At 70.7% G+C, this 18472-nt stretch carries 16 protein-coding genes; 2 read left to right on the top strand and 14 right to left on the bottom strand.

The features are described 5' to 3' along the window. Nucleotides 1-15: 15 nt before the first annotated feature. Together CFK39_RS13285 and hflX are read right to left on the bottom strand one after the other, a co-directional pair. Complete coding sequence (locus tag CFK39_RS13285; RefSeq protein ID WP_089065859.1) at nucleotides 16-2037, bottom strand: ATP-dependent DNA helicase; 2022 nt, start codon at nucleotides 2035-2037, stop codon at nucleotides 16-18. A 69-nt stretch (nucleotides 2038-2106) separates the two neighbouring features. Further along, on the bottom strand, nucleotides 2107-3657 hold the full coding sequence (hflX, locus tag CFK39_RS13280; protein WP_089065858.1) for a GTPase HflX: 1551 nt from the start codon (nucleotides 3655-3657) through the stop codon (nucleotides 2107-2109). Nucleotides 3658-3811: 154 nt separating this feature from the next. Here hflX and CFK39_RS13275 point away from each other — a divergent pair, with 154 nt between their 5' ends. After that, nucleotides 3812-4435 (top strand): class I SAM-dependent methyltransferase, encoded by a 624-nt coding sequence (locus CFK39_RS13275; RefSeq protein ID WP_089065857.1) that lies wholly within the window; start codon nucleotides 3812-3814, stop codon nucleotides 4433-4435. 74 nt (nucleotides 4436-4509) lie between these two features. Here CFK39_RS13275 and dapF read toward each other — a convergent pair whose 3' ends face one another. After that, complete coding sequence (dapF, locus tag CFK39_RS13270; RefSeq protein ID WP_089065856.1) at nucleotides 4510-5358, bottom strand: diaminopimelate epimerase; 849 nt, start codon at nucleotides 5356-5358, stop codon at nucleotides 4510-4512. Nucleotides 5359-5368: 10 nt separating this feature from the next. After that, nucleotides 5369-6349: a tRNA (adenosine(37)-N6)-dimethylallyltransferase MiaA gene (miaA, locus tag CFK39_RS13265; protein WP_089066448.1), complete on the bottom strand. Its 981-nt coding sequence runs from the start codon at nucleotides 6347-6349 to the stop codon at nucleotides 5369-5371. A gap of 168 nt (nucleotides 6350-6517) precedes the next feature. On the opposite strand from miaA, the gene CFK39_RS13260 reads away from it, so the two are divergent. Further along, on the top strand, nucleotides 6518-7009 hold the full coding sequence (locus CFK39_RS13260; RefSeq protein WP_245822646.1) for a YbjN domain-containing protein: 492 nt from the start codon (nucleotides 6518-6520) through the stop codon (nucleotides 7007-7009). A gap of 28 nt (nucleotides 7010-7037) precedes the next feature. On the opposite strand, the gene miaB is transcribed toward CFK39_RS13260, so the two are convergent. From miaB to dapA, 10 genes are all read right to left on the bottom strand, one after another. Continuing rightward, nucleotides 7038-8657, bottom strand: a complete 1620-nt coding sequence (gene miaB / locus CFK39_RS13255; protein ID WP_089065854.1) for a tRNA (N6-isopentenyl adenosine(37)-C2)-methylthiotransferase MiaB — start codon at nucleotides 8655-8657, stop codon at nucleotides 7038-7040. A 21-nt stretch (nucleotides 8658-8678) separates the two neighbouring features. Next, a complete protein-coding gene (locus CFK39_RS13250) occupies nucleotides 8679-9371 on the bottom strand; it encodes a regulatory protein RecX (RefSeq protein WP_172805673.1) in 693 nt (230 codons plus the stop codon). A gap of 3 nt (nucleotides 9372-9374) precedes the next feature. Beyond that, entirely contained in the window at nucleotides 9375-10496 is a 1122-nt protein-coding gene (gene recA, locus CFK39_RS13245) for a recombinase RecA (RefSeq protein WP_089065853.1), read from the bottom strand. A 275-nt stretch (nucleotides 10497-10771) separates the two neighbouring features. After that, nucleotides 10772-10996, bottom strand: coding sequence for a DUF3046 domain-containing protein (locus tag CFK39_RS13240; RefSeq protein ID WP_089065852.1), 225 nt, complete (start codon nucleotides 10994-10996; stop codon nucleotides 10772-10774). A gap of 1 nt (nucleotide 10997) precedes the next feature. Next, nucleotides 10998-11303, bottom strand: coding sequence for a helix-turn-helix domain-containing protein (locus CFK39_RS13235; protein ID WP_089065851.1), 306 nt, complete (start codon nucleotides 11301-11303; stop codon nucleotides 10998-11000). 209 nt (nucleotides 11304-11512) lie between these two features. Further along, nucleotides 11513-12037, bottom strand: coding sequence for a CinA family protein (locus CFK39_RS13230; RefSeq protein WP_089065850.1), 525 nt, complete (start codon nucleotides 12035-12037; stop codon nucleotides 11513-11515). Next, a complete protein-coding gene (gene pgsA / locus CFK39_RS13225) occupies nucleotides 12037-12633 on the bottom strand; it encodes a CDP-diacylglycerol--glycerol-3-phosphate 3-phosphatidyltransferase (RefSeq protein WP_089065849.1) in 597 nt (198 codons plus the stop codon). The genes CFK39_RS13230 and pgsA overlap by 1 nt, the downstream gene beginning before the upstream one ends. Nucleotides 12634-12697: 64 nt before the next feature. After that, on the bottom strand, nucleotides 12698-15613 hold the full coding sequence (locus CFK39_RS13220; RefSeq protein ID WP_172805672.1) for an FtsK/SpoIIIE family DNA translocase: 2916 nt from the start codon (nucleotides 15611-15613) through the stop codon (nucleotides 12698-12700). A gap of 116 nt (nucleotides 15614-15729) precedes the next feature. Then, nucleotides 15730-17433, bottom strand: coding sequence for a ribonuclease J (locus tag CFK39_RS13215; protein ID WP_089065848.1), 1704 nt, complete (start codon nucleotides 17431-17433; stop codon nucleotides 15730-15732). 102 nt (nucleotides 17434-17535) lie between these two features. Continuing rightward, nucleotides 17536-18444, bottom strand: a complete 909-nt coding sequence (dapA, locus tag CFK39_RS13210; RefSeq protein WP_089065847.1) for a 4-hydroxy-tetrahydrodipicolinate synthase — start codon at nucleotides 18442-18444, stop codon at nucleotides 17536-17538. Nucleotides 18445-18472 lie beyond the last annotated feature (28 nt).

Here is an 18472-nt window from a genome sequence, read left to right as displayed (position 1 = left end):
GTGAGGTCGGGGCGCTCAGGCGTCCGCGAGTCGGCGCAGCGCTGCCAGAGCGGCCTCCGGATCCGCCGTCGGCCACAGCGGCGGCATGGACTCCCGCAGGAAGCTCCCGTACCGCGCGGTCGCCAGGCGCGGATCCAGCACCGCGACCATCCCGCGGTCCTGATCGGAGCGGATGAGGCGCCCGGCCCCCTGGGCGAGCAGCAGCGCGGCATGCTGGGCGGAGATCGACATGAAGCCGTTGCCGCCGTGGCGTCCGATCCGTTCCTGCCGGGCCGCGGTCAACGGATCATCCGGGCGCGGGAACGGGATCCGGTCGATGGTGACCAGCCGCAGCGACCTGCCGGAGACGTCCACCCCCTGCCACAGGGTGAGGGTGCCGAAGAGGCTCGCATCCTCCTCCTCGCGGAAGGTCCGCACCAGATTCGCCATGGAGTCCTCGCCCTGCACGGCGATCGTCAGATCCAGCCGGGCACGCACATGCTCGGCCGCGACCTCCGCGCCGCGGCGCGAGGAGAACAGGCACAGCGCTCCCCCGCGCGAGGCCTCCACCAGCTCGGTGAGATGGTCCAGCATCGCTGCGGAGGGGCCGTCCCGCCCCGGCGCCGGGAGGTGCCGGGCGGTGTAGAGGATCCCCTGGCGGCGGTACTCGAACGGGCTGCCCACATCGAGCCCCGCCCACGCGCTCGAGTTCCCGGAGGCCGGCAGCTCGTCCTCCGCCACCCGGTCGCGGCGGGCCAGGCCGACCTCACCGGCCGCCGGTTCGAAGCGGCCACCGAGCGCGAGAGTGGCAGAGGTGAGCACTGCCGTGCGCTCCTCGAGGATCGCTCCGCGCATCGCCGCCGCGACGCTGAGCGGCGCTACCTGGATGCTGGAGCGCCCGGTCGCCGGTGAGTGCGAGATCGAGACCACGTCATCCTCCCCCGGTGCGGTCAGGCGCTCACAGACATCGATGATCTCCTGCAGATTCGCGCGGACGGTCTTGCGGGCACCCGCGGTGGAGTCGTCACCGGCGTCCTTCGCATCGGAATGCGCCGTGCGCGCCTCGACCCGCAGCTGGGTGACCGCATCGGCGAGCCGCTCGGGCAGCTCACCGATGACCCGCCCGTCCGTGGCGAGCTCGAGAGATTCACGCAGCTCCTCCGAGGCGTCATCGAGAGCTGTCCCCGCCACACCGATCCCCCGCAGGTCGCGGACGGTGCCGCGCAGCATGCCGGGGCTCAGCACATCCGTGACGGCGCTGGTGACGCGTGGGGAGAGATCGTGCGCCTCGTCGAAGACCACGACATCATGATCGGGGATGATGCCGAGGCTGTCGAAGGCGTCGATGGCGAGCAGCGCATGATTGGTCACCACCACATCGACCTCCCGGGCGAGCTCCCGACTGCGCTCGGCGAAGCAGTCCTCCACCATCGGGCAGCTGCTGCCGATGCACTGGGTGCCGGTGACGGAGACCTGGCGCCATGCTCGATCCGAGACAGCATCCTCGAGGGAGTCGCGGTCGCCGCTGTCGGTCTCCTCGGCCCATTCGCGCAGGCGTCGCACCTGCTGCCCCAGCCGCTCACCACCGTCGCGGGAGGGATCCGCCGAGGCCTCGGCGAACAGGGCGCCGGGCTCGATGTCGACCGGGTAGCCGCCGGCGATCTTGTGCTTGCACAGATAGTTCGCCCGACCCTTGAGGAGGGCGAAGGTGGGAGTTCGCGGCAGGTGCCCGGCGAGCGCCTCGACCAGCCGCGGGAGGTCCTTGCGGACGATCTGGGTCTGCAGCGCGATGGTGGCGGTGGAGACCACCACCGGGCGACCGCTGACCAGTGCGTGACGGATCGCGGGAACCAGGTAGGCGAGCGACTTGCCGGTGCCGGTCCCCGCCTGCACCAGCAGGTGCCGGCCCCCGGACATGGCGAGATCGACGGCCTCCGCCATCGTCTGCTGGCCGTGTCGGGGTGTCCCACCGATCGCCGTCACCGCAGCGTCCATCAGGGTGGACAGAGGGATGTCCCCCGCCGTGGGGGCGACGGGGTGGGTGGACGGAGCGGTCATCCGCTCAGGGTATCCGCGCCCCGGGCGAACACCATTCAGGCTCCGCCCGACAGGCCGATCTCCTGGCGATCAGGCCGAACCCCGGAGCTCGGCGGCGAGCGCCTCGTCCACCCTCGCATGCAGGCGGGTGCCATCCATCAGGTGCTCCTCCGCCAGCACCTCGCCGGTGGTGTGGACCCGGGAGATCAGGTCCCCACGGGAATAGGGCACCACCAGGTCCACCTCGACAGCGGGACGCGGCAGCCGCTCGGCGATCAGCTCGCGCAGCTCCTGGATGCCCATACCGGTGCGGGCGGAGACCACCACGCAGTCCGCGACCTGGCTGCGGATCCGCGCGATCGTCTCGGGCTCGGCGATATCAGCCTTGTTCAGCACCACGACCTCGGGCACATCGAAGCCCTCGAGCTCCCCGAGCACCGTGCGCACCGCGGCGATCTGGCCCTCCGGGTCCGGGTGGGAGGCGTCCACCACGTGCAGCAGCAGATCCGATCCGCCGACCTCCTCGAGCGTGGAGCGGAAAGCCTCGACCAGCTGGGTGGGCAGATGCCGCACGAAGCCGACGGTGTCCGCGTAGGTGAACTCCCGCCCGTCCGGGGTGCTCGCGCGCCGCACCGTCGGGTCCAGGGTCGCGAACAGTGCGTTCTCGACCAGCACCCCGGCCCCCGTGAGCCGGTTCAGCAGCGAGGACTTGCCGGCGTTGGTGTAGCCGGCGATGGCGACGGCAGGTATCTGATGGCGCCTGCGATCCGCCCGCTGCTCCTCACGGCTCGGGGCCATCGCCTTGATCTCGCGGCGCAGCTTGGCCATGCGGTCGCGGATGCGCCGACGATCCAGCTCGATCTTGGTCTCGCCCGGACCGCGCGAGCCCATCCCGGCGCCTGCACCGCCCACCTGCCCACCGGCCTGACGCGACATCGACTCGCCCCAGCCGCGCAGCCGCGGCAGCAGGTATTCGAGCTGGGCCAGCTCGACCTGCGCCTTGCCTTCGCGGGACTTCGCATGCTGGGCGAAGATATCCAGGATCAGTGCGGTGCGATCGATGACCTTGACCTTGACGATGTCCTCGAGGGCACGGCGCTGGCCGGGGGCCAGCTCGCCGTCGGCGATGACCGTGTCGGCGCCGCTGCCGGCGACCAGGTCCGCGAGCTCCGCGGCCTTGCCCTTGCCCAGGAAGGTCGCCGGATCCGGATGTGCCCGGCGCTGCAGGACGCCGTCCAGCACCTCGGAGCCGGCAGTCTCGGCGAGCGCCGCGAGCTCCTGCAGGCTGGTCTCGGCCTGCTCGGTGTTGCCGGAGGTGTAGAGGCCGGCGAGGACCACCCGCTCCAGACGCAGCTGGCGGTATTCGACCTCGGTGACGTCCTCGAGCTCGGTGGACAGGCCGGCCACCCGGCGCAGTGCCTGACGGTCGGCGAGGTCGTACTGCTCACCATCGGTCGCGGAGTCGTAGGTGGCGGCGGCGAGGGAGGCGTCACCGCGGGCGAGGATCCGTGCGGTCAGCGGATCCCGGGCGGTCGCCGGCCGGTCCGTGCTGCTCGAGTGCTCGGCGGCCCCGGTTCCTTCCGCGCTGGTCCCGTCGACGTCGGTGTCTGAGGCGGGTTCGGGATGGAAGGCGATGGGCACGGTCGGGGCACTCCTCGGGTCGGGGATATCGAGGTCTCCACGATCCCACGTCCCGACACGGAGGTCGAGGGATTTTGCGCTGGGCGGAGCGGATCGTGCCGGGGAGGGGACCCCGCTGCACCACGGGTGCCTTCCCGCTCCGTATCCTGCTCAGGTGGACGAGCACTACTTCACCCCCTCCCCCGCGACCGAGGACCGCCGTTTCCCACTGCGGGTGCGGCTGGCCGGCCGCGACCTCGACCTCGTCTCGAGCGCTTCGGTGTTCAGCGGTCGCGGCCTGGACAAGGCCACCGCAGTGCTGCTGGATCGCCTCGACGAGATCACCGTCCCGCCGCCCGGGGCGACGATCGTGGATCTCGGCTGCGGGTGGGGCCCGATCGCCCTGACCGCGGCCCTGCTGCATCCGGAGTCGCAGGTGTGGGCGGTGGATGTCAGCGAGCGTGCGCGGGAGCTGACCGCGGAGAACGCCCGCCGCGCCGGGCTGACCAACCTCCGCGTCCTCGCCCCGCAGGAGGTGCCGGAGGATCTCGCGCCGCAGGCGCTCTGGTCGAATCCACCGATCCGCATCGGGAAGGAGGCGTTGCACGTCCTGCTGCAGGATTGGATGCCCCGCCTGGCTCCGCAGGGCACCGCGGCGCTCGTGGTCGGCAAGAACCTGGGTGCCGATCCGCTCGCGCGCTGGCTCGGCCAGCAGCTGCCCGACCGCTCGGTTGCGAAGGTCGCGAGCGCGAAGGGATTCCGGGTGATCGAGGTCGGGCCCGTCGGCGCAGCCGGCTGAGCACGCCGGCTGAGAGTGGGGTCCTGGTCCCGCGGCTCCCGCCTCACCGCCTCCCGGGCAGCTGCCCGCGGCGCTCAGATCAGCGTGGTGCCGTACGCGACCAGCTGGGCAGGTCCGGTCAACAGGACCTCTCCCGCTGCGGACCATCCCACCTGCAGCCGCCCGCCCGGCACCTCGACGGTCCAGGGCTCGCGGGACTCGTCTCCGGCGCGCAGCGCCGCGGCGACCGCGACCGCCGCCACGCCGGTCCCGCAGGAGCGGGTCTCCCCCACCCCACGCTCGTGCACCCGCATCGCCACGTGACGGGGACCGCGCTCGCTGACCAACTCGATATTGGTCCCACCGGCGGGTTCGGGGCCCAGGGTCGGGCGGCGGGTCAGGTCGAGCCCCTCCAGGGAGATCCCCTCCGGGAGGAAGGCGACGGCATGGGGGTTGCCCAGGTCGACGTCCGTCACGGCCAGGCGCTGCCCGGCGATCTCGATGGTGCGGGTCTCAGCAGTGCAGCGAGCGGCTCCCATGCCCACCCGGACGCTCCACGGTCTGCCCGGGCTCGCGGGTCGCTCCAGGATCTCCACGGCCCGCACTCCGGCGCGGGTGAGGATCTCGAAGCGGTCCTCGGCGATCCAGCCCGCCCGCTGCAGGTGCGCGGCGAGGACGCGCACCCCGTTGCCGCACATCTCGGCGATCGAGCCGTCCGCATTGCGGTAGTCCATGAACCACTCCGGCGCATCCGCCGGGGCATCGACACCGGCGCAGCGCGAACGGACCGCCCGGATCACCCCGTCCCCGCCGATCCCGGCCCGTCGATCGGCGAGGGCTGCGATCACGGCCTCATCGAGGGTGAGCAGGCCCTCGGGATCATCCAGCACCACGAAGTCGTTCTCGGTGCCGTGGCCCTTGGTGAAGTCGATGCGCTCGCTCATGGCGCCGAGCCTACGGCTGCTGCTCCCGGGTCGTCATGGCCTCCTCCCGGATCCGTGCGAGCGCGTGCTCCACGAGCGCCTCACCGGCGTCGGCCGTGAGCCAGCGCACCCGGAGGTCGCGACGGAACCAGGTGTCCTGCTTCCGCACCAGGCGGCGGGTGCCGGCGATGGTGTCCTCGATCGCCTGCTCACAGCTGATGGCCCCGTCGAGCACCGCCAGACCCTGCTCGTAGCCGATCGCGCGGCGTGCGGTCCGCCCGTCGTCCAGTCCCTGCTCGCGCAGGCCGGAGATCTCCTGCAGCAGGCCCTGCTGGACCATCCGATGCACTCGCGCCTCGATCCGCTCATGCAGCACCGGACGCTCCAGGCGCAGACCCAGCTGCACGGTGCCGGGGTGGTGATAGAGCGGTCGCGGCAGGAAGGCCGTGAAGGGACGCCCGGTCAGCTCCCCCACCTCGAGCGCTCGCACGATGCGGCGGGTGTCCTGGACCCCGATGGTGCGGGCCGCCTCGGGGTCGGTGTCCGCGAGCGCGCGATGCAGCGCTGCCGCGCCCTCTCGCTCGGCGCGCTTCTCGAGACGGGCGCGGACGGCAGGATCCGTCGGCGGGAACTCGATCTCGTCCAGAGCAGCCCGGACGTACAGCCCGGAACCGCCCACCAGGATCGGGACTCTGCCGCGAGCGCGGATGCCGGCCACCGCCTCGCGGGCCTGCCGCTGATAGGCGGAGACGCTCGCCTCCTCGGTCACCGTCAGCACATCGAGCAGGTGGTGCGCGACGCCATGACGCTCCTGCGCGGTGACCTTGGCGGTGCCGATGTCCATGCCGCGGTACAGCTGCAGGGCATCAGCGTTGACGACCTCGCCGTCCAGCCGCTCGGCCAGTGCGATCGCGAGGTCGGATTTGCCGGTGGCGGTCGCCCCCACGACCGCCACCACGGGCACATCGGAGTCCCTCGCGACGGCGATGGGCGGCGCGGCGGAGGCATCCATGGCAGGCACTGTATCGGCGTCCCCGGAGCGCGGATCGGCCCAGCCCATGGAGGGTCAGCGGGATCACGGCCGTGCCGGGGGCCGTTCCACCGCGGAAGGAGTAGGGTGATCGGCGATCCGAGCCCTCGGATCACCCTGGACCCCTTTACCGAACGCCCGAGGTGGGAAGTGACTGCACCGAACGAGTCCCCTGTTCAGATGGGCAAGGGCTCGGCCGACGAATTGGCCCCTCTGTCCCTGTCGAGGGTCGAGGAGAGCCTCGCCCGGCATGGATACGCCTTCGTCGAGGACGAGGAGCATCCGGAGATCCTGCGCGCCCGCTTCGACGACTACCGTTTCCAGTTCATGATCTCCGGCGACGAGCACGGTGTGCTCCAGACCCGCGGTCGCTGGAGCCACTCGGTGGACGTCTCCCGCAAGGTCGAGATGATCAAGCTCTGCAACGAGTGGAACATGAACCGGATCTGGCCGAAGGTCTACGTGCGCCGTGAGTCCGAGGGACTGCTGGGCGTGTACGGCGAGCTCGCTGCGGACTTCCGCGCCGGAGCCCTGGATTCGCAGATCGACAATGCGATCACCTGCGGGCTGAGCACGGTGATCGCCTTCTTCCACAGCCTCGAGGAGCGTCTCGGAGCCGAGCTGGACGACCTCGACAGCTGAGGGCCCGCTGCCGGGCACATCTCCCGGTTCAGCGGGGACGCAGGCTCGGCATCCCCAGGGTGATCGGACCGCCGGGCATCGCCGCCCCGCCGGTGCCGCAGGAGGCGCCCGCATCCAGGCCCAGCTCACCCGCTTCCCAGGCGTCTCCGGAGCGGGTGCGTCGCACCGAGAAACGGTCGCCGCCGAACGGCTGCCCGCTGAGTCCGATGCCGCTGCCCTCGCCGAGCGCGCTGTCGGCGATCAGGTAGTGCGGTGCGGCGTGGGTGACGGTCGCGGTCACCAGGTCGCCGGGGCGCGGCCGCTCCGGTTCGGTGATCCCCTCGGGCAGCGAGAAGTGGACCAGCCGGTGGTCGCGGGCCCGGCCCGAGAGCCGGTCCGTGCGCGAGTCCCGCGTCCCCTCCCCCTCGGCGACCAGGATCTCCACCGCTCGGCCCTCCAGGGCGAGGTTCTCCTCATGGGTGATCCGGTCCTGGAGGGCGGTCAGGCGCTCGAAGCGCTCCTGCACGATCTCCTTGGGCAGCTGGTCCGGCATCGTCGCCGCGGGGGTGCCGGGCCGGATCGAGTACTGGAAGGTGAAGGCGCTGGCGAAGCGTGAGGCCTCGACCACTTCGAGGGTCCGTCGGAAATCGTCCTCGGTCTCGCCGGGGAAACCGACGATGATGTCGGTGGTGATCGCCGCCTCCGGGATCCGCTCGCGGACGCGGTCCAGGATTCCGAGGAACTTCTTGGACCGGTAGGAGCGCTTCATCCGGCGCAGCACCGCATCGCTGCCGGACTGGAGCGGCATGTGCAGCTGCGGCATCACGTTCGTGGTCTCCGCCATCGCATCGATCACGTCGTCGGTGAACATGGCCGGGTGCGGGGAGGTGAAGCGCACCCGCTCCAGATCATCGATCTCGCCGCAGGCTCGCAGCAGCTTGGCGAAGGCTCCCCGATCCCCGAACTCGACACCATAGGAGTTCACGTTCTGTCCCAGCAGCGTGACCTCGATGGCCCCGGAGTCGACCACGTCACGCACCTCGGCGAGGACCTCCCCGGGACGGCGGTCCTTCTCCTTGCCGCGCAGGGAGGGCACGATGCAGAAGGTGCAGGTGTTGTTGCAGCCCACCGAGATGGAGACCCAGGCGGCGTAGACGGATTCGCGCCGGGTGGGGAGCGTGGAGGGGAACACCTCGAGGGATTCGAGGATCTCGACCTGGGCCTCGGCGTTGTGCCGTGCGCGGTCCAGGAGCACCGGCAGCGAGCCGAGGTTGTGGGTGCCGAAGACCACGTCCACCCAGGGGGCGCGGTCGATGATGGTGTCCCGGTCCTTCTGGGCCAGGCAGCCGCCGACGGCGATCTGCATGCCGGGATTGGCGTCCTTGCCCGGGCGCAGGGATCCGAGGGTGCCGTACAGCTTGTCGGCCGCGTTCTCCCGCACCGCACAGGTGTTGAACACGATGACGTCCACCTCGCCCCGACGAGGGTCGGCGGTCGCCGCAGCGGCGATGTAGCCGGAGTCCTCGAGCATGCCGGTGAGGCGCTCGGAATCGTGGACGTTCATCTGACAGCCGAAGGTGCGCACCTGGTAGGTGCCGCGGTGCTGGTGGGCGGCGTCCTCGACGTGGGAGTCCGGGGCCGGTTGCGGGGCGAGCGAGCTGAAGGACATAGTGCCCCGAGCTTACGGCGCTCAGGCGTCCGGCACCGCAGCGGCGGAGCGCAGCTCGCCGGAGATCACGTGGACGGCGAGCGAGCCCGGATAGCCCTTGCGGGTCAGCAGCGAATCCAGACGCCGGGAGAGCCGGCGCCGGTGGGTGCCGTCCCGCTCGCTGCGGAGCTGCTCCCGGTCGCGGTGCCCGATCCGGGAGCGGACCAGCTCCCGGCAGCGCTGCTCCTCATCCGCGTCCCCGCCGTCCAGCGCGGCGTCGATCCACCGCGCATCGACCCGCTTCGACTCGAGCTCCCGCCGCAGCGCCTCATCGCCGAGCGACCGCAGCTCCCGACGCTGCTGCACCCACTCGCGGGCGAAGGTCTCATCGTCGACCAGGCCGGCCCGGTCGATGCGAGCCATCGCTTCGTGGGCGATCGCGCCGGGCACCTCGCGCTGCCTCAACCGCTCCTGCATCTCCCCGAACGAGCGCCGGCGGGAGGCGAGCAGCCTCATCAGGTACCGGCACTCGTGGACCACGGCCTTCTCCCGTGCGGCCCGCTCCGGGTCCGGGGCGGCTCGGGGAGTCTCGAGGATCCTCCGGGTGCGCTCGGCGAGACGATCATGGATCTCCTCGTGCCCGGCAGCACTGGCGGGAGGTTCCGCAGTGGTGGCGCCGGCGACGCGGACGGGCGAGTGGCCGTCGGCGTCGCCGGCGGGGTGAAACGACGACATCGCTCAGATGGTGACCGGGACGTCCTCGTCGAGGAACTCGTCCTCACCGAGGGGTGCTGCGACCTCCGGGGCCTCCGGCTCGGCCGCGTACTTGCCCACACCCAGGGTGCGCAGGATCTTCTCCTCGATCTCGGCGGCCAGATCGGGGTTGTCCTTGAGGAACTGGCGGGAGTTCTCCTTGCCCTGCCCCAGCTGGTCCCCTTCGTAGGTGAACCAGGCGCCGGACTTGCGGACCACGCCGTGCTCGACGCCGAGGTCCAACAGGCCGCCCTCGCGGGAGATGCCCTCGCCGTAGAGGATGTCGAACTCGGCCTGCTTGAAGGGCGGGGCCATCTTGTTCTTCACCACCTTGACGCGGGTGCGGTTGCCGACGGAGTCGGTGCCGGTCTTCAGCGTCTCGATACGACGGATGTCCATGCGCACGGAGGCGTAGAACTTCAGCGCCTTGCCGCCGGTGGTGGTCTCGGGGCTGCCGAAGAACACGCCGATCTTCTCGCGCAGCTGGTTGATGAAGATCGCGGTGGTGCCCGAGGCGGAGAGCGCGCCGGTGAGCTTGCGCAGCGCCTGGGACATGAGGCGGGCCTGCAGACCGACATGGGAGTCGCCCATCTCGCCCTCGATCTCGGCCTTGGGCACCAGCGCCGCGACCGAGTCGATGACCACGACGTCCAGCGCACCGGAACGGATCAGCATGTCCGTGATCTCCAGGGCCTGCTCACCGGTGTCCGGCTGGGAGACCAGCAGGGCGTCGGTGTCCACGCCGAGCTTCTTCGCGTACTCCGGATCCATCGCGTGCTCGGCATCGATGAATGCGGCGATGCCCCCGTTGCGCTGGGCGTTGGCGACCGCGTGGAGGGCGAGCGTCGTCTTGCCGGAGGATTCCGGGCCGTAGATCTCGACGATGCGGCCGCGGGGCAGCCCGCCGATGCCGAGCGCGGCGTCCAGCGCCACCGAGCCGGTGGGGATGACCTCCACGGGCGGACGGGTGTCGTCGCCCAGGCGCATGATCGAGCCCTTGCCGAACTGGCGGTCGATCTGGGCGAGGGCGTTGTCGAGCGAGGAGCTGCGGTTCTTCTCGGTCGACTTCGAGACCGGGGGCTTGGATGCTGACTTCGGTGCAGCCATGTGCTTGTTCCTTCCTGAGGGCCGGGAGTGCCGACGCGGTGACCAGTGCGGCCACAGTAGGCGTCGCCCCCGACATTCGCCGCTCCCCCGGTCCCGCTGTGGACGGCGGTCGATGGGGAGGGGAGATCAGTTCGTGGGTGACGTGCTGGAGGGACCGTCGGGGACCACGATACCGAACAGACGTTCGAACACGTGGGAGATGTCGGCGTGTCGCCGATGCGCTCTGCGCTCTGCGCAGATCGTGCCGGGCATGCCCGGGTTCGGCAGTGACGGCGTCAGTGCCGTCGCTGCTGTGCGGGGATCTCCCAGCGTGCGGAGTCCGGCACGTCCATCGCATCGCACAGCGCATTCCACACCGCACGCACGGCGACCCCGCGCTCGAGGGCCTGGGCGGCGCTGAGGCCGCCGATCTCCTCGAGCACGAGGTCGTGCGTGTAGGTGCGGGCTAGGGCTGGACCGAACACGTGGTCGGCCAGCTCCGCGAATTCGCTGCGCCGCACCTCAGCGGGCGCCGACGAGCGGCGCGGTGCCGTCGGCGAGACCCTCCGGGACCGTGTCCGGGATCGTCACCTGCTCGGCGATCGCGATCCTCTCGGAGACCTCGCGCAGGACGAAGGACAGCGGGAGGCCCAGTGCGTCGGTCACGGAGACCAGCAGCTCGCTGGACGCCTCCTTCTGACCGCGCTCGATCTCGCTGAGGTAGCCCAGCGACACACGGGCATCGGAGGACACCTGCCGCAGCGTGCGGCCCTGGGAGCGGCGCGCGTCGCGCAGCACGTCGCCCAGCTCCTGGCGGAACAGGATCATGGACCTGCCTCCCTTCCTCTGACTCGGGGGGAACGTGTGGTGCAGTTCGGGGTTCCGGTATGTCATCGTCATCACGAACAGTCCAACGCTGTGCCCTACGAAAGTGTTCCCCGAGTGTAGTGGCCCACCCCGAGGGTTCGCTGAACCGTGTGCATGGTGGGACGGTGGGGAGGACGGGTCCGCGGGACGCGGCTGAGCTGGAGCGCCGCCTATTCGGTGAGCTCCGCTGCCAGCATCTCGATCGCGGCGTCGACCGTCAGGGCGCGGATCCGGCTCCTCCCGCCGCTGAGACGGAGTTCACGGGTGCGGGTGGGTCGGCCCTGCCGGGCGAGCCCGAGCACGACGGTCCCCTCGGCGACGCCGCGCTCATCCGGGCCGGGACCGGCCACTCCCGTGGTGGAGACGGCGAGATCGGTGAGGTACAGGGAGCGCGCCCCCTCGGCCATGGCCGCGGCGACCTCCGCAGTGACCGCGCCGGTGGCGGCGAGCAGGGCGGGTTCCACCCCCAGCACCCGGGACTTGGCCTGCAGCGAATAGCAGGCCGCTCCCCCGGCGATCACCGCGCTGGCCCCGGGGACGTCCACGAGGCGGGCCACCACGGCCCCGGCGGTCAGGGACTCCGCGGTCGAGAGCGTCCAGCCCCGCTCCGCTGCCCTCCGGATCACGGCGGCGGGGTCGGAGTGCGCGGCATCGGTGGGCGCGTCGCCGCGGGGGACGTCACCGGCGACGGCCATCAGGCCTCGGCGCCGCCGGCCAGGGCCTCACGCCGCAGCCGCAGGCCGTCCTTGAGGTTGACCAGCCCGGACCACACGGTCAGCACCACGGCCAGCAGCATCATGGCCAGGCCGATCCAGCGTGCCGGAGCCCACCACACCTCGAACGGGATCAGGCAGAAGGTGATGGCGATGGTCTGGACCATGGTCTTGGCCTTGCCGGCCATGTTCGCCGGCAGCGCCCCGTACTTCAGGATCGTGAACCGCATGACGGTGATCCCGATCTCGCGCACCAGGATCAGGATCGTCATCCACCACGGCACGTACTCCCACACCGAGAGCATGATCAGCGCCGCACCGGTCATCGCCTTGTCCGCGATGGGGTCCATGATCTTGCCGAAGTCGGTGATCAGGTTCCGGCTGCGGGCCAGGTGGCCATCCGCGAAGTCGGTGATCATCGCGAGCACGAACACCCCGGCGACCAGCAGCCGGCCGGGCACCGAGTCCGCGTACAGGAGCGCGAGGATCACCAGCAGCGGGACCATGGCGCACCGCACCATGGTGAGGATGTTGGCGATGTTCCAGAGCGGAACCTCGGCGGTGCGCGGTGCGGTCATCGGTGGCTCCTGAGCTGATGGGGGACGAGCGGAGGTGCGGGGCGGCGGCGGTGGGGCGGGGAGGTCAGCGCCCTGTGAGGCTCCAGGCATCCTCGCCGTCCTCACCGGAGTCATCGTCGTAGTAGTCGGTCTCCGGTGCGGAGTCGTCCTCGGCCAGCGGGTCATCGCCGTAGCGATCCTGGGACTCGCCCGCCCCTTCGGTCTCCACCGGTGTGCCCGGCGTGAGGTCGACGGCCTGGTCCGCGCCGTAGGGCTCCTCCCCGCTCTCCTCGGACGGCACGTCCTCGCCGCGGATGCGGGCGATGGCGGTGCCGAGCTCATCGGGATGGATGAGCACATCGCGCGCCTTGGATCCCTCGGAGGGGCCGACGATCTCGCGCGACTCCAGCAGGTCCATCAGGCGGCCCGCCTTCGCGAAGCCCACCCGCAGCTTGCGCTGCAGCATCGAGGTGGAGCCGAACTGCGTGGTCACCACCAGCTCGGTCGCCTGCAGCAGCACGTCGAGATCGTCGCCGATGTCATCGTCGATCTGCTTCTTGGCGGCGACGACCTGGACGTCCTCACGATAGTTCGGCTTCATCTGGGTCTTGACGTGGTCGACGACCTTGTGGATCTCCGACTCGTTGACCCAGGCGCCCTGGACGCGCATCGGCTTGGCCTTGCCCATCGGATGGAACAGGGCATCGCCCTGACCGATGAGCTTCTCCGCGCCGACGGAGTCGAGGATGACGCGCGAATCCTGCAGCGAGGAGGTCGCGAACGCGAGCCGGCTGGGCACGTTGGCCTTGATGATGCCGGTGACGACGTCGACCGACGGGCGCTGGGTGGCGAGGATCAGATGGATCCCGGCGGCTCGCGCCAGCTGGGTGATCCGCTGGATGGATGCCTCGACGTCGCGCGGGGCGACCATCATCAGGTCCGCGAGCTCGTCGACCACGACCAGCAGGTAGGGGTACGGCGCCAGCCGACGCTCGCTGCCCGCGGGCACCTGGATCTCTCCGGCGCGGACGGCCTTGTTGAAGTCATCGAGATGCTTGAACCCGAAGGCGGCGAGGTCGTCGTAGCGGGCGTCCATCTCCTTCACCACCCATTCGAGGGCCTCGGCGGCCTTCTTCGGGTTGGTGATGATCGGGGTGATCAGGTGCGGGATGCCCTCGTAGATCGTCAGCTCGACCCGCTTGGGGTCGACCAGCACCATGCGCACCTCCTCGGGGGTGGCGCGCATCAGGATCGAGGTGATCATCGAGTTCACGAAGCTGGACTTGCCGGCGCCGGTGGCGCCCGCGACCAGCAGGTGCGGCATCTTGGAGAGGTTCGCGACCACGTAGCCGCCCTCGACGTCCTTGCCCACGCCCATCACCAGGGGGTGCTCATTGCGGCGGGCCACCGAGCTGCGCAGCACGTCGCCGAGGACCACGGTCTCACGGTCGGTGTTGGGGATCTCGATGCCGATGGCCTTCTTGCCGGGGATCGGCGAGAGGATGCGCACGTCGGCGCTGGCGACGGCGTAGGAGATGTTCTTGTCCAGGGCCGTGACCTTCTCGACCTTGGTGCCGGGGTGGAGCTCGACCTCGTAGCGGGTGACCGTCGGCCCGCGGGAGAAGCCGACCACCTCGGCGTTGACGTTGAACTGCTCGAAGACCTCGCCGAGTGCGGCCACGACCTGGTCGTTGACCTCGGAGCGGGTCTTGTGCGGCGGCCCCTCCAGCAGGAAGGAGGACTCCGGCAGGGTGTAGACGACGTCCCCGGCGAGCTCGAGCTGCTCGCCCGCCCGGGGCAGATCGCCCATCGGCGGCGGCACCAGCTCGGTCTTCTCCTGGGGCGCCGGTTTCTGGGCGGCCGGGCTGGCGGGGGCCGACGCCGGCTGCCCGGCGCTCTTGGCCGCAGCGGGCATCGGAGCGGTGGGCTGCGGCGCGCCCGCGGCACCCTTGCCCGGGAAGGTCTTCGCGCGGTGGTTCTCCTCCCCGACGACGTCGAAGACCTCCTCGGAGTCCGCCGGAGCGCTGCTGCGAGGGGTGGAACGGCGGCGCGATCGCTTCGCCGTCGCGGCGGCCGCGGCGTCCTCGTCCACGCCCTGCTCGAAGGCCTCGTCGCCGACGTAGCCGAAGCTCTCGTGGTCGCGCTCGGCGGCCTCCGCCTCGGACTTCTCCTTGCGGGTGCGGCGACGGGGGCGGCCCGTCGGCTGTGCCGCGGTGGCCTGCTCGTGCACGGCGGGATCGATCCGGCGCGGGCGCAGGCCGAAGGCGACGCGCTCCTCGTCCTCCTCCTCGCTGCGCCCCACCATGTCCTCGTACACGCCGCGCAGGCGCGTGGGGATGGACTCGACCGGGGTGGCGGTGAGCACCAGGACGCCGAAGGCGATCAGCACCGAATGCAGGACGATGACGGCGACCGGGGGCACCAGCGCCTCCAGCGGCGCGGCGGCGAGGTAGCCCAGCACGCCGCCGCCCCGGGCCAGCGCGTCGATGCCGTCGGCCGGGGCGGGCAGCCGGGCGGATACCGAGGCGATGGCAGAGATGGCGGTCAGCAGGATCGCGATCCCGATCGCGATGCGGGAGTTGGCGCGCACCTGGTCGGGGCGGCGGAACATCCTCAGCGACCAGCCGGCGGCCAGCAGCGGGATCACCATCGAGGAGATCCCGAAGGTGCCGGCCACCACGGTATGGACCGCACCGAAGACGGGCCCGGCGGACTGCCACCACTCGACGACGGCGACCAGTGTCGCGATCATCAGCAGGAACAGCGCGTAGCCGTCGCGCCGCTGCTTGGGTGCCACCTCCCAGCGCTGCACGCCGATCGAGCGGATCATTCCGCCGACCATGCGGGCGATCGCCAGATAGCCGGAGCGCACTGCGCGCACCGGCAGGGGGAGCGTCGAGGGGTCGTTCGTCGCGGAGCCGCTGGTGCGCGAGGTGCCGGCAGCAGCGCTCCGCGAGGAGCCTTTCGACGCACGTGCGGGGGAAGACGTACGTGTCGCCATGCCCTCGATCCTACCGTCCGTACCCCGTCATGCCCGGGAGGCGGCCCGGGCGGCACCGTCCCGCCGGGCGCAGATCACGTGCATATCGCGGGCAGGGACCCGTGGTCCAGGAGTTCTCAGCGCTCGTCGGACCGCAGGACCACGGGGAGGATCATCGGTCGTCGGCGCAGGCGTCGGCCGACGTACCGCCCCACCACCCGGCGCATGACCTGCTGCAGCTGATGGGTGTCGCGGCGGTCGGGGTGTTCCGCGACCGCCTGCTCGAGGGCTGCGATGATCTCGAGGCGGATCTTCTCGAAGACCTGCGCATCCTCGGCCACGCCGCGGGCATGGATCTCGGGGCCGGCGATGAGTCTGCCGGTCTCGGCGTCGACCACGGCGAACAGGGAGATGAAGCCCTCGTCCCCCAGGATCCGGCGATCCTCGAGATCTTCCTCGGAGATCTCGCCCACGCTGGAGCCGTCGACGTACACGTAGCCGTTCGGCACCTGTCCGACGGTCCGCGCGATCCCGTCCCTGAGGTCGACCACGTGACCGTCCCGGGCCTGCACGATCCGGTCACGCGGCACGCCGGTGGCCTCGGCGATGGCGCCGTTGGCGATGAGGTGGCGGATCTCGCCGTGGATCGGCATCACGTTCTTCGGGCGCACGATGTTGTAGCAGTACAGCAGCTCGCCCTCGCTCGCATGGCCGGAGGTGTGGACCTTCGCGTTGCCCTTGTGGACCACCTCGGCCCCGAGCGCCAGCAAACCGTTGACCACCCGGAACACGGCGTTCTCGTTGCCGGGGATGAGGGAGGAGGCGAGGATGACGACATCTCCTGGGCCGACGCTGACCCGGTGGTCGCCCTTCGCGATCCGTCCCAGCGCCGCCATCGGCTCGCCCTGGCTGCCGGTGCACATCAGCACGACCTGCTCCTCGGGCAGGCCGTCGATCTGCTTGACGTCGATCACGGTGCGCTCGGGGATGTCGAGGTAGCCCATCTCCGCGGCGATGCCCATGTTGCGCACCATCGAGCGGCCGACGAAGGCGACCTTCCGGCCGTGCGCGGCGGCCGCGTCCAGCACCTGCTGGACGCGATGGACATGGCTGGAGAAGGAGGCGACGACGATCTTCTGGTCGGCCCGGGCGAAGAGCGTGTCCAGGGTGGGACCGATCTCCTGCTCGCCGACGGTGAAGCCGGGCACCTCAGCATTGGTGGAGTCGGTCATGAACAGATCGACCCCGGCCTCGCCGAGTCGCGCGAAGGCGCGCAGGTCCGTGATCCGGCCGTCCAGCGGCAGCTGGTCCATCTTGAAGTCGCCGGTGTGCAGCACGGTGCCCGCCGGAGTGGTCAGGTGCACCGCGAGGGCGTCGGGGATGGAGTGATTGACTGCGATGAATTCGCAGTCGAAGGGGCCGAAGCTCTCCTGCTGCCCCTCCGTCACCACGACGGTGCGGGGTCGGAGGCGGTGCTCCTTGAGCTTCGCCTCGATGAAGGCGAGCGTGAGCGCGCTGCCCACCAGAGGGATGTCCGGCCGGTGCCTCAGCAGGTACGGCACCGCGCCGATGTGATCCTCGTGGCCATGGGTGAGGACGATGGCGACGACATCGTCGAGCCGGTCGAGGATGAGACCGAAATCCGGCAGGATCAGGTCCACCCCGGGCTGCGAGTCCTCGGGGAAGAGCACTCCGCAGTCGACGATGAGCAGGCGTCCGTCGAACTCGAGCACGGTCATGTTGCGACCGACGTCGCCGAGCCCGCCCAGCGGGACGATGCGCAGCGTCCCCTCCGGCAGCGCCGGAGGTGGCGGGAGTCGCTGGGAGTGGACGGCGGGCATCGGGACCTCCGAGCGTCAGCGGGCGGGAGAGCGTCCGCGGACGGGAGCGTCAGCGGGCGGGAGCGTGGGCGCAGGCGGGCGTGCCCGGTGAGGCAGATCCGGTCAGAGCAGACCGGCGGCGTCCAGCGCGGCGCTGAGCATGCGCAGCTGGTCGGCGTCGGCCGGGACGTGGGGGCCGCGCATCGCGGCGTGGGGCAGCACGCCCTGCAGATGCAGCGCGGCCTTCGCGGCCACGGCACCGGGCATGTGGTTCATGATGGCGTCGACCACCGGGACCAGCCGGTGATGGGCCTCGCGGGCGGCGGCCAGGTCGAAGCGGTCCACGGCGTCGATCATCGCCTTCTCCAGCTCGCCGGCGACCTGGCCGACCACCGACACGATCCCCACCGCGCCGATCGACAGCCAGGGGAGGTTCAGCCCGTCCTCGCCCGAGTAGTAGACGAGGTCCGTCTGCTCCATGATCCGCGAGGCCTGCTGCAGATCAGCCTTGGCGTCCTTGACGGCGAGGATCCGCGGATTGTCGCCCAGACGCAGGAGGGTCTCGTAGGACAGCGGGGTCCCGGTGCGACCGGGGATGTCGTAGAGCATGACCGGCAGGTCGGTGGAGTCAGCGATCGCAGTGGTGTGCGAGATGATCCCGGCCTGGCTGGGCTTCGAGTAGTACGGGGTGACGACCAGCAGGCCGTCGACGCCCAGCTTGGCGTGCTCGCGCGCGAGGTCGATCGAGTGGGCGGTGTCGTAGGTGCCCACCCCTGCGACCACGGTGATCTCCGGCCCGACGGCCTCACGCACCGCACGAGCCAGCTCGATCTTCTCCACGTCGGTGAGGGTCGGGGCCTCGCCGGTGGTGCCGGAGACCACGATCATGTCGTGGCCGTGCTCGACGACATGGACGGCGAGCTGCTGGGCGACATCGAGGTCCACCTTGTGGCCGTCCTCGGTGAGCGGGGTGACCATCGCGGTCCCCACCGCGCCGAACGGCCGCGCGAGGCGCAGGTCGGTGCTGGTCATGATCTCCTCCCGAAAATGCTCTGATTCC

Source organism: Brachybacterium avium (genome assembly GCF_002216795.1).
In the GTDB taxonomy this organism is placed as follows: Bacteria; Actinomycetota; Actinomycetes; order Actinomycetales; family Dermabacteraceae; genus Brachybacterium; species Brachybacterium avium.
The sequence above is the reverse complement of the archived record's forward strand: the minus strand, read 5'-3'. Positions and strand labels throughout refer to the sequence as shown.

Bases quoted from the DNA above. Each gene is read 5' to 3' on its own strand.
- pgsA (WP_089065849.1), bottom strand. From the start codon at position 12,633: ATGACCGCACCGCGCACCGCCGAGGTTCCGCTCTGGAACATCGCCAAC.
- CFK39_RS13220 (WP_172805672.1), bottom strand. From the start codon at position 15,613: ATGGCGACACGTACGTCTTCCCCCGCACGTGCGTCGAAAGGCTCCTCG.
- CFK39_RS13250 (WP_172805673.1), bottom strand. From the start codon at position 9,371: ATGTCGTCGTTTCACCCCGCCGGCGACGCCGACGGCCACTCGCCCGTC.
- CFK39_RS13215 (WP_089065848.1), bottom strand. From the start codon at position 17,433: ATGCCCGCCGTCCACTCCCAGCGACTCCCGCCACCTCCGGCGCTGCCG.
- dapF (WP_089065856.1), bottom strand. From the start codon at position 5,358: ATGAGCGAGCGCATCGACTTCACCAAGGGCCACGGCACCGAGAACGAC.
- CFK39_RS13285 (WP_089065859.1), bottom strand. From the start codon at position 2,037: ATGACCGCTCCGTCCACCCACCCCGTCGCCCCCACGGCGGGGGACATC.
- miaA (WP_089066448.1), bottom strand. From the start codon at position 6,349: ATGGATGCCTCCGCCGCGCCGCCCATCGCCGTCGCGAGGGACTCCGAT.
- dapA (WP_089065847.1), bottom strand. From the start codon at position 18,444: ATGACCAGCACCGACCTGCGCCTCGCGCGGCCGTTCGGCGCGGTGGGG.
- miaB (WP_089065854.1), bottom strand. From the start codon at position 8,657: ATGTCCTTCAGCTCGCTCGCCCCGCAACCGGCCCCGGACTCCCACGTC.
- CFK39_RS13235 (WP_089065851.1), bottom strand. From the start codon at position 11,303: ATGATCCTGTTCCGCCAGGAGCTGGGCGACGTGCTGCGCGACGCGCGC.
- CFK39_RS13230 (WP_089065850.1), bottom strand. From the start codon at position 12,037: ATGGCCGTCGCCGGTGACGTCCCCCGCGGCGACGCGCCCACCGATGCC.
- recA (WP_089065853.1), bottom strand. From the start codon at position 10,496: ATGGCTGCACCGAAGTCAGCATCCAAGCCCCCGGTCTCGAAGTCGACC.